The following is a 1,081-nucleotide window of genomic DNA, read 5'->3' as shown; positions in this document are numbered from 1 at the left end:
ACGTGCAGCGGAGAGATACTAATCGATCGAGGGCTTAACCAATGAACATCGTCGCTCGGCAGAGCGAGGAAGACACATGATTCGTTTTCGCGTTATCCGGTTTTGAGCGGGTACGCTCATTTATCCAGTAGCGACAGCGGTGAGGTCACACCCGTTCCCATGCCGAACACGGAAGTTAAGCTCACCAGCGCCGATGATAGTTGGGGGCTCTCCCCCTGCGAAAGTAGGACGTTGCTGGATTTTAATATGGAGGATTAGCTCAGTTGGGAGAGCACCTGCCTTACAAGCAGGGGGTCGGCAGTTCGAGCCTGTCATCCTCCACCATTTAAGCTGGCCTAGCTCAATTGGTAGAGCAACTGACTTGTAATCAGTAGGTTGGGGGTTCAAGTCCTCTGGCCAGCACCACTTTTGAGAGCCATTAGCTCAGTTGGTAGAGCATCTGACTTTTAATCAGAGGGTCGAAGGTTCGAGTCCTTCATGGCTCACCATTTTCATATGCGGATGTGGCGGAACTGGCAGACGCGCTAGAATCAGGCTCTAGTGTCCTTTACCGGACGTGGGGGTTCGACTCCCTTCATCCGCACCATACTTAAGCGGGAGTAGTTCAGTGGTAGAACACCACCTTGCCAAGGTGGGGGTCGCGAGTTCGAATCTCGTCTTCCGCTCCATTAACTCCTTGAACGCAATTTCATAACAATGCGCCCGTAGCTCAATTGGATAGAGCGTCTGACTACGGATCAGAAGGTTAGGGGTTCGACTCCTCTCGGGCGCGCCATTATCGGGAAGTAGCTCAGCTTGGCAGAGCACTTGGTTTGGGACCAAGGGGTCGCAGGTTCAAATCCTGTCTTCCCGACCATTTCAACCTTTATACGGGGCCTTAGCTCAGCTGGGAGAGCGCCTGCCTTGCACGCAGGAGGTCAGCGGTTCGATCCCGCTAGGCTCCACCATTATGATCTTTGAAAACTAAACAAAAGACGAGAAGAAGGAAAGAGAATGAATCATTCTCTGTCAATTTTTGAAATACAGGAATCTTTAGCCAGATTCCGTTCTGACCGACCGGTTTCACCGGGAGGACAGCTTT

The 1,081-nt window shown here is 51.9% G+C and carries 8 tRNA genes and 1 rRNA gene; all 9 read left to right on the top strand.

The window, feature by feature from the left end:
• The first annotated feature begins 123 nt into the window (after nt 1-123).
• The 9 genes from rrf (at nt 124) to HCN83_RS17880 (ending at nt 947) form a co-directional block, all read left to right on the top strand.
• Nucleotides 124-240: ribosomal RNA gene (rrf, locus tag HCN83_RS17920) — 5S ribosomal RNA — on the top strand.
• An 8-nt stretch (nt 241-248) separates the two neighbouring features.
• A tRNA-Val gene (locus HCN83_RS17915) sits at nt 249-324 on the top strand.
• 5 nt (nt 325-329) lie between these two features.
• A tRNA-Thr gene (locus HCN83_RS17910) sits at nt 330-405 on the top strand.
• Nucleotides 406-412: 7 nt separating this feature from the next.
• Nucleotides 413-488: transfer RNA gene (locus tag HCN83_RS17905), tRNA-Lys, on the top strand.
• 9 nt (nt 489-497) lie between these two features.
• Nucleotides 498-586, top strand: a tRNA-Leu gene (locus HCN83_RS17900).
• Nucleotides 587-593: 7 nt separating this feature from the next.
• Nucleotides 594-668 (top strand) — tRNA-Gly (locus tag HCN83_RS17895).
• Between the two features lie 30 nt (nt 669-698).
• A tRNA-Arg gene (locus tag HCN83_RS17890) sits at nt 699-775 on the top strand.
• Between the two features lie 4 nt (nt 776-779).
• Nucleotides 780-856, top strand: a tRNA-Pro gene (locus HCN83_RS17885).
• Nucleotides 857-871: 15 nt separating this feature from the next.
• A tRNA-Ala gene (locus HCN83_RS17880) sits at nt 872-947 on the top strand.
• Nucleotides 948-1,081 lie beyond the last annotated feature (134 nt).

This window comes from Alkalicoccus luteus, assembly GCF_012034335.1.
Lineage (GTDB): Bacteria > Bacillota > Bacilli > Bacillales > Salisediminibacteriaceae > Alkalicoccus > Alkalicoccus luteus_A.
This window is presented reverse-complemented; position numbering and strand designations above follow the sequence as displayed.